A 7,524-nucleotide genomic window follows, 5' to 3' on the forward strand; every position below is an offset into this window, starting at 1 on the left:
GAGACGATCTACAAGAGGATGTCTGGCACAAGCACTGCTCGCCGCACTTTCTCATAAGGATCGCCTTCGCCGAGATGGATTTGTATACTGGCGTGCGGCGGCTGAATGGAATGAAACAATTGTGCCTGAATTCCTGGCCAAGATGGTTGAGCCATCCAGTTCTTCATGTAGTCGTCGCAGTCTTCGCGGTTCTTTCCGTGACCGCAATCGGTCAGGAGGAGCCAAGCGCTGGTCAAAATAGCGCGCAACAACGGAAGACATATCAGAACATGACGCCGGACCAACGAGCGGCTGCCACGCGCGCATTTCTGGGCTTGGGACCGGAACCAAATAAAGCGGCTGCAGCTCGCGGCGCGCCGCTCTTCCAGCAGAATTGTGCCTTTTGCCATGGACAGAATGCACACGGCGTGACCGCTCCCAGCCTGATTACATCCGATGAAGTCCTCAGCGACGACCACGGCGAGCGGCTGACTCCGTTCCTGAAAGCCGGGCGTCCGGACAAAGGCATGCCCGCGTTCGCCACAATGTCAGATGAACAACTTAATGACATCGCTGAGTTTCTTCATTTGCAGGTCGAGGACGTTGCCAATCGCGGGACATATCATGTGCTGAACATCGTGGTGGGGAATCCAGTGCAAGGAGAGACCTATGTGAAGGCCCGCTGTATGAAGTGCCACACTGCAGAAACATTTGCGCACATTGGCAGCAGCTTCGGTTCTCCGGATCAACTCCAGCGCGGTTGGATATGGCCTGCGAGCTCTGAAAACAGTAAGCTGGCAATCAGCGCAACCGTGAAACAACCAGGCGGCGCCACATTAACCGGTCGGGTCAAGGTGATAAACGATTTTCGCATTACAGTCGTTGACAGCGCGGGCCAGACGCATGTTATCAACCGCGGACCGGGCATAGAAGTGGAGATAAACGACCCGCTCGCAGATCATCAGGAGATGATCCAGACCCTGACCAACAATGACATGCACAACGTAACCGCATACCTGGCAACGCTGAAATGAAATGGGCAAGCGCTGTCTGTACGGCGATTGCAACTGCCGCTCTGGCGAGCGCAGGCCCGTCCATTCCGCATGTATCGCTTGACCCGAATGCAATCGGCAAGCCCCCAATCACAAGCTGGACGACTTTCAACGGCAATTACAGCGGCCAACGCTACAGCACGCTTACTCAGATCGCGCCCGCGAATGTAGGCCGGTTCGCCCAGCAATGGGTCTTCAGAATTGCCGGAGTGGGGCCGCAGCGCGGCGCGCCCGTTCCCGTTATCAAATGCACACCGCTGTTGATCAACGGCGTGCTCTACATCACGATTCCTGACCATGTATGGGCGCTCGATGCGCGCACGGGAAAACAGCTATGGCATTACGGCTGGAGCGACCACGGCGGGCACCTAGTGGGGCAGCGCGGAGTAGCTATCTGGAAATCGACAGTCTATTTCCTCACGCCCGACAACTGGCTCATCGCGCTCAATGCGAACACCGGACAGGAGCTGTGGAGGAAAAATTACGCCGACGCGCGCAAGCAATATTTCTCGACATCAGCGCCACTGGTCATAAAGAACCACGTCATTGTTGGTGTAGGCGGCGACGCAATGGACATGCCCGGCTTCCTCGACTCCTTCGATACGGTGACGGGCAATCTGCAATGGACTTGGTGGTCAACGCCGCGCAAGGACGATCCGGCGCTGAAGACTTGGCCGAACGAGTCCGCGTCAGACCACGGCGGCGGCATGACATGGATGCCCGGCACCTATGACACCGAACTGAATCTGCTTTACTGGCCAACGGGAAATACGAATCCGGTCTTCGCGGGCCAAGGACGCCCCGGAGCGAATCTATGGACGGAATCGATTGTTGCGCTCGATCTCGATACCGGAAAGCTGAAGTGGTACTTTCAGGTTTCGCCTCACGACACGCATGATTTCGACAACACGACCGCCCCGATCCTGTTCGATCAGGTCGTAGATGGAAAGCCGCGCAAGCTGCTGGCGCAGGCGGCGCGAAACGGTTTCTTTGTGACGCTCGACCGGATCACAGGCAAATATCTGGTCGTCAAGCCATATGTGCCGCTCGATTATTCCTCAGGCCTGTCGCCACAAGGCGAGCCCATCCCGATTCCCGACAAGGACCCCACGGTCGGCGGCTCCATCAATATCGTAAACGCATCGAACTGGCCGGCCCCCGCCTACAGTCCCAAAACTGGCATGGTCTATGTCAATTCAGTCGAAGGAAAAGCCATCTACTACTTGACCGATGACAGTAAAGAGCCTTCCGGTTACGGAGGCACAGGCACAGGAATTGGGCATATCGAGCGCGTTCTCCAGGCCATCGATCCGCTGACAGGTAACGCCGTATGGAAGCACAGATATCCGAACCTGAACAACGCGCCGACGACGGTTGGCCCGAGCATCCTGACAACCGCAACCAATCTGCTCATTACCGGCGACGACCAGAAGAACCTCATAATCTACAGCGCCGACAAAGGCCAGATCCTTTGGCACCACGAAATGACCGCCAATGAATCAGGCGGAATCATTACCTATATGCTGGACGGGAAGCAATATATTTTGTTCGGAGCAGGCGACAGCCTCTACGCGTGGAGCCTGCCTCAATAGGATGGATACATGGTCATCAATCTGAAGGGGAGGACGGCGGTCATCACAGGCGGAAGCCGCGGTCTGGGTGAAGCGATGGCGAAGTCCCTCGCTGAAGCAGGCGCAAACATTGCACTTGTGGCCCGAGACAGCAAGCGGCTGGAACAAGTGCGCGATTCTATTGCCAAACACGGCGGAACCGCTGCCGTTTTCATAGCCGATGTCACGCAGGAGAAAGAAGTAACAAAGACAGCCGATGCCGTGAATCAGCGCTTTGGACATCCGCAGATTCTCATCAACAATGCGGGAACGAATATCCGCAAGAATCTGGTTGATTTCTCTTTGGAAGAATTTCGCAGCGTCCTCGATTCCAGCCTGATCTCAACGTTCCTCATGTGCCGCGCATTCGTGCCTGGGATGAAAGGCTCCGGCTACGGCCGCATCCTGAATATGAGCTCCATCATGGGCCATGTGTCGCTCCCCGGGCGGACCCCATACTCCTCCGCCAAAGCCGCGCTTCTCGGCCTCACGCGAGCATTGTCTCTGGAATTGGCTGGCGAGGGAATCACCGTCAACGGAATCAGTCCCGGCCCATTCGCAACGGATATGAATACAGCGCTGATGAACAATCCGGAAGCCAACGCGCAATTCCTCGCAAGTCTCCCGATTGGGCGGTGGGGTACAGTCGAGGAGGTTGGAGCGCTGGCCTGCTATCTATGTTCAGAAGAAGCTGGCTTCATCACCGGTACCGACATCCTCATCGACGGTGGCTGGACGGCAAAATAGAACTTACTTGTGCTGATTCGTCGGCGGAACGTAATCAACTAACGCATTAACCGGCTTCTTCGAAGCCCACGCAATGCCACGCAGCAGCATTTGCTGAATCTGATAGTTGCTGAAATTCGCGTACTCATGCCCCTGCATCCAGACGAATGCCCTCGCGGGCTGGCCGCCGGAGAGTGTGTGTTCATACGTCCAGATCTGCGGCACAACCTCGCCCTTATGCGCTCCCGCGCTTGGCGTGCCCGGTATCGCGGTCGTAGCCAGCACATGAATGCCCGGGTTGCGCGCCCATGTCATGTTGTAGAAGGCTTCATCAAAGATGGTGATGTTCGACATGCCCTGCATGATGGGGTTAGTGGTATCAACCACAGTGTAAGGAATAGGCGCTCCCAGCGTATAGTTCACTTCGCCATGCTTCTTGCCACCGCCGACAAGCGTTGCAAAATACGAAGGGTCAGGGCCGCACAGTGAATCGTGAAGACTCACCAGCCCGCCGCCGCGCTTGATGTATGCTTCGAGCGCTGCTTTTTCGTCATCGCTTAAATAGCCCGCATCGCCCTTATAAATAATCACCACGTCCGTGTGTTCCAGATCGGCGACGCGCGGCGCGTGAAGTGCCCCATCAACTACGGCTCCATGCTCGGTGAGAATCTTGCTCCAGTCGGCAAGGAACTGAGGATAGTCATGCTGTCCGGGAAAGTGCGATTTCAACCCAGCCCAAATGTAAATGTGCATACCATCGGGATTCTGGCCCCACGGATGCGGGGCCTGTGCGCTGCCGGCAGCCGTGGTCTGGCTCATAGCCCCCGGCACCATCAGAGAAATAAAAGCAAGCAGAAAAGTTAGAGAGAGTCTCACAAGCGCCCATAGATACTAGATTCAAGTTAGGCTGTCAATTTGCGCGCCGGATCTCACCTATCGCCGCCACGGCCCGGAAAATATTCTTGCCGTGATACCATTTCCGCAAAAGACGCCCTTGTTGCGGAGGTCTTTATGAGCCAATTCTCCCGTCGCGATTTCCTTAAGACTTCGCTTGCCGCAGGAACACTTGCCAGCCTCGGCACGTTTCCCCTGAATGCCACGCGTCGCACGGCTACCGACGTTGTCACACTCGGCAAATCAGGCATACAGGTCACACGACTTGCTTTTGGCACCGGAAGCAATAATGGCCATGTGCAGGCTTCGCTGGGCCAGCAGGAATTCACGCGGCTCGTTCATTATGCGTACGATCACGGCATCCGCTTCTTTGAAACTGCTGAGGCTTACGTCACTCCTGCTATGCTTGGCGAAGCTCTTAAGAACCTCCCGCGCGATAGCTATCACCTCATGACCAAGGTGACGACCAATCAAGGCGACCCGCAGGAGCGTTTCGACGAGATGCGGCGCACGTCGCAGACAGAATACTTTGACGTTATGTTGCTCCATTGGCAGCACACGCCCGACTGGGTTTCCGAGTCCGCCCGGTGGCAGGACGGCATCCTCGAAGCGCAGTCGAAGAAAATTGTCCGCGCGCGCGGCGCATCGGTCCATGGTCTTCCTGCATTGCGCCAAATGCCCGGCAACAAGTGGCTCGAAATTGCAATGATTCGCATGAATCACAATGGCACCCGCATGGACGGCCCCACATGGGAAGACAATAATAATCCATCCAGCGTTGGCGAAGTCGTCGAGCATGTGAAGCAGGTGCACAAGGAAGGGATGGGCGTCATCAGCATGAAACTCGTCGGCAATGGAACTTTCACGCGCCACGAAGACCGCCAGGCCGCCATGCGCTTCGCATTTCAAAATGCAGGGGTGGATTGCGTTACTGTAGGCTTCAAGAATACGCAGGAGATCGACGAAGCAATCAGCAACCTCAATCTCGCGCTTGCCTGACTTGGATCACGTCAATCAGAGATGAGCCGAGCGCAGATCATGAAATTTCTTGTTCAGCAGCGAATCGCCTAACTCCACACTTTTCAGAACATTTGTGATTGTGGAGACAGCTGAGTTCGTTTTGCTTGCGCAAGGGTTCACTACCGACTGCAGCGAACCGCGAAATTCGCTGGACGTGGCCTTCCGAATAGCCGCCACAATATCGTGTCGATGATGGCCAACATCAATGACGCTTGTCGCGCGTATCCGGCCTGCCTCTGGCAATGTAAACTGCGCTCATCGAATCAGCTCCCAGACGCGCTCGTCAGGCAAGAAGGTTAACCGAAATATAGAGACCCTGGCCACCAGATCACAGACCGAAACAAAAACCATATCCACCAATTCCGGATCGCGCGCAAAGAACAGCACGTTTTCCATCAGCCTGCGAACCGCCTCACCTGCGCCCACCGGTTCAATAGCGTTCTCCGGTCCCTTTTGCAGAAGATACAGCGCTGCCAGCGGCGCCTGCAAATTTTCCCCGACCCTCGCCAGTTCTCCGGCAAAGGGAGTTCCATGCGCGATGTAATCCTTTCCATTTGCGTCGCAGGTAGGAGATCTCGTCCGTCAGCAGCGTCGCGTCTGCAGGGGCCATGCGCGAGATGGTCGTCTTCCCTGCTCCGGAAGCGTCGGCGAACAAAAATGCTTTGCGATTGCGCACAGCACTTGCCGCATGCATCAGCAGTCCGCCTTCACGGGCGAGAATCAGGCTGTGAATAATACGCAGCACTGTATCGATTGAATACGGATTTGCCGATTGCATCACCCGTCCGCGCCGCGCTACCTCGTCCCACTGTGCGCGCAGATCACCGCGCTCGATGAGCCATTGCCCTGAATCGAAGCGCACCGAGATGTCCTCCTCTTTGGTGATCCTTCGCGGAGGCGCAATCTCAACATTTAATTCAAAAGCTGCATGCGACTCCGAGTCGATGAACCCGGAATAGCGCTTCTCAATCATTTGCAGGAATTCCGCGCTCTCGCGGCGCACTGCAACCGGCATGGCCCCGATATCGATAATGACTTCCTGGACGGCGACCTCGGCTAGTCGGCCCATGCAATCCCCCGCATGCAATTGTGCCAGCGCAGCGCCATGCGCAGGCAGAAGTCCGAGCGGCGCAGGATCGACGAGAAGACCCACTGCCATCCTGATTCATAGAGACGGGCAGAGCGCCCGTTGCGAGCCCGGCATATACCGTGTAGGGTTCATGCAGCATATCGAACTCTACTATCTGATCATGAATATTTTTGTGCTGCCTATTCATCGTGAAGGCTTTCCGAACACCATCCTCGAAGCCCAGGCGGCAGGGCTTCCAATTGTCACTACAATTGCCACTGGCGCGGTGGATGCAATTGAAGACGGCATTACGGGGCTACTCACTCCGGTTGGAGACGCAAAGAAATTGGCTGAGGCTGTGCTGTTGCTGCTGTCTGATCCTGGCAGGATACAACTGATGGGGCGAATGGGACGGGAACGTATAGCCCGCGGCTTTCGGAATGAAACTGTGTGGGAGGCCTTGACTTCGCTCTATCAATCGATGCTTCGGGAACGCGGTTACGCTCTCCCTGTCGATACTGATGTGGAGGCGGCGAAATGCGCTCACACCCGATAGGGGCGGTTTGCAAGCGGTTGCTGGATGTCGCCGGGGCGTTGCTGTGTCTGGCAGTTCTCTGGCCCCTTATGGCTGTGGTTGCAGTCACGATCAGAATGACGATGGGCAGGCCGATATTGTTTTGCCAGATGCGGCCCGGGTTGAATGGACGGCCGTTCACATTATTCAAATTTCGCACCATGGTTGAAGGCCCGCCTTCGGAGGCCGATCCTTTTACGGATGCCGCGCGATTGACTCATATTGGGAGGGCATTGCGGCGGCTCAGCCTCGATGAGCTTCCGCAATTATGGAACGTCTTGAAGGGAGAAATGAGCCTTGTAGGACCACGTCCTTTGCTGATGGAATATCTCAATTACTACACAGCAGAGCAGGCGAAGCGGCATCATATGAAGCCAGGCATTACGGGCCTGGCGCAAGTGAAGGGACGCAATGCGATTACGTGGAAGGAAAAGTTCGAGTGGGACGTCTCGTATGTCAATCACTGGAATTTTTGGCTTGATCTTCACATTCTGATGTCTACAGTTGTAAACGTTTTTCGACGGGAAGGAATCAGCCAGCAAGGACACGCGACTGTGGAGAAGTTTGGAGCTGAGCGGAGGTGACAGAGACAGCCAGTAA

At 55.9% G+C, this 7,524-nt stretch carries 8 protein-coding genes; 6 read left to right on the top strand and 2 right to left on the bottom strand.

Features of this window, described 5'->3' with window-relative positions:
• Nucleotides 1-74 precede the first annotated feature (74 nt).
• Genes VEV40_RS17840 through VEV40_RS17850 form a run of 3 tightly spaced genes read left to right on the top strand, consistent with a single transcriptional unit; the run spans nucleotide 75 to nucleotide 3,388 of the window.
• A complete protein-coding gene (locus VEV40_RS17840) occupies nucleotides 75-1,013 on the top strand; it encodes a c-type cytochrome (protein ID WP_324834286.1) in 939 nt (312 codons plus the stop codon).
• Nucleotides 1,010-2,623: an acido-empty-quinoprotein group A gene (locus tag VEV40_RS17845; protein ID WP_324834287.1), complete on the top strand. Its 1,614-nt coding sequence runs from the start codon at nucleotides 1,010-1,012 to the stop codon at nucleotides 2,621-2,623. The genes VEV40_RS17840 and VEV40_RS17845 overlap by 4 nt, the downstream gene beginning before the upstream one ends.
• Before the next feature lie 9 nt (nucleotides 2,624-2,632).
• Entirely contained in the window at nucleotides 2,633-3,388 is a 756-nt protein-coding gene (locus tag VEV40_RS17850; RefSeq protein WP_324834288.1) for an SDR family NAD(P)-dependent oxidoreductase, read from the top strand.
• Between the two features lie 3 nt (nucleotides 3,389-3,391).
• Here the strand turns inward: VEV40_RS17850 and VEV40_RS17855 are convergent, their stop codons facing one another.
• Entirely contained in the window at nucleotides 3,392-4,186 is a 795-nt protein-coding gene (locus VEV40_RS17855; RefSeq protein ID WP_324834290.1) for a ThuA domain-containing protein, read from the bottom strand.
• Between the two features lie 192 nt (nucleotides 4,187-4,378).
• Here VEV40_RS17855 and VEV40_RS17860 point away from each other — a divergent pair, with 192 nt between their 5' ends.
• The gene (locus VEV40_RS17860; RefSeq protein ID WP_324834292.1) at nucleotides 4,379-5,260 is read left to right on the top strand and encodes an aldo/keto reductase; all 882 of its coding nucleotides are present in this window, start codon (nucleotides 4,379-4,381) and stop codon (nucleotides 5,258-5,260) included.
• Nucleotides 5,261-5,711: 451 nt separating this feature from the next.
• Here VEV40_RS17860 and VEV40_RS17865 read toward each other — a convergent pair whose 3' ends face one another.
• The gene (locus tag VEV40_RS17865; protein WP_324834298.1) at nucleotides 5,712-6,440 is read right to left on the bottom strand and encodes a hypothetical protein; all 729 of its coding nucleotides are present in this window, start codon (nucleotides 6,438-6,440) and stop codon (nucleotides 5,712-5,714) included.
• Between VEV40_RS17865 and VEV40_RS17870 the strand changes: the two genes are divergently transcribed.
• A complete protein-coding gene (locus VEV40_RS17870) occupies nucleotides 6,349-6,906 on the top strand; it encodes a glycosyltransferase (RefSeq protein ID WP_324834293.1) in 558 nt (185 codons plus the stop codon). The genes VEV40_RS17865 and VEV40_RS17870 overlap by 92 nt on opposite strands.
• Nucleotides 6,888-7,508 (top strand): sugar transferase, encoded by a 621-nt coding sequence (locus tag VEV40_RS17875; protein ID WP_324834295.1) that lies wholly within the window; start codon nucleotides 6,888-6,890, stop codon nucleotides 7,506-7,508. The genes VEV40_RS17870 and VEV40_RS17875 overlap by 19 nt, the downstream gene beginning before the upstream one ends.
• Nucleotides 7,509-7,524: the final 16 nt, after the last annotated feature.

Origin of the sequence: Alloacidobacterium sp., assembly GCF_035631355.1 — a bacterium.
In the GTDB taxonomy this organism is placed as follows: domain Bacteria; phylum Acidobacteriota; class Terriglobia; order Terriglobales; family Acidobacteriaceae; genus Alloacidobacterium.

Bases quoted from the DNA above. Each gene is read 5' to 3' on its own strand.
- VEV40_RS17845 (WP_324834287.1), top strand. From the start codon at position 1,010: ATGAAATGGGCAAGCGCTGTCTGTACGGCGATTGCAACTGCCGCTCTG.
- VEV40_RS17865 (WP_324834298.1), bottom strand. From the start codon at position 6,440: ATGGCAGTGGGTCTTCTCGTCGATCCTGCGCCGCTCGGACTTCTGCCT.
- VEV40_RS17875 (WP_324834295.1), top strand. From the start codon at position 6,888: ATGCGCTCACACCCGATAGGGGCGGTTTGCAAGCGGTTGCTGGATGTC.
- VEV40_RS17850 (WP_324834288.1), top strand. From the start codon at position 2,633: ATGGTCATCAATCTGAAGGGGAGGACGGCGGTCATCACAGGCGGAAGC.
- VEV40_RS17855 (WP_324834290.1), bottom strand. From the start codon at position 4,186: ATGAGCCAGACCACGGCTGCCGGCAGCGCACAGGCCCCGCATCCGTGG.
- VEV40_RS17840 (WP_324834286.1), top strand. From the start codon at position 75: ATGGATTTGTATACTGGCGTGCGGCGGCTGAATGGAATGAAACAATTG.
- VEV40_RS17860 (WP_324834292.1), top strand. From the start codon at position 4,379: ATGAGCCAATTCTCCCGTCGCGATTTCCTTAAGACTTCGCTTGCCGCA.
- VEV40_RS17870 (WP_324834293.1), top strand. From the start codon at position 6,349: ATGCAATCCCCCGCATGCAATTGTGCCAGCGCAGCGCCATGCGCAGGC.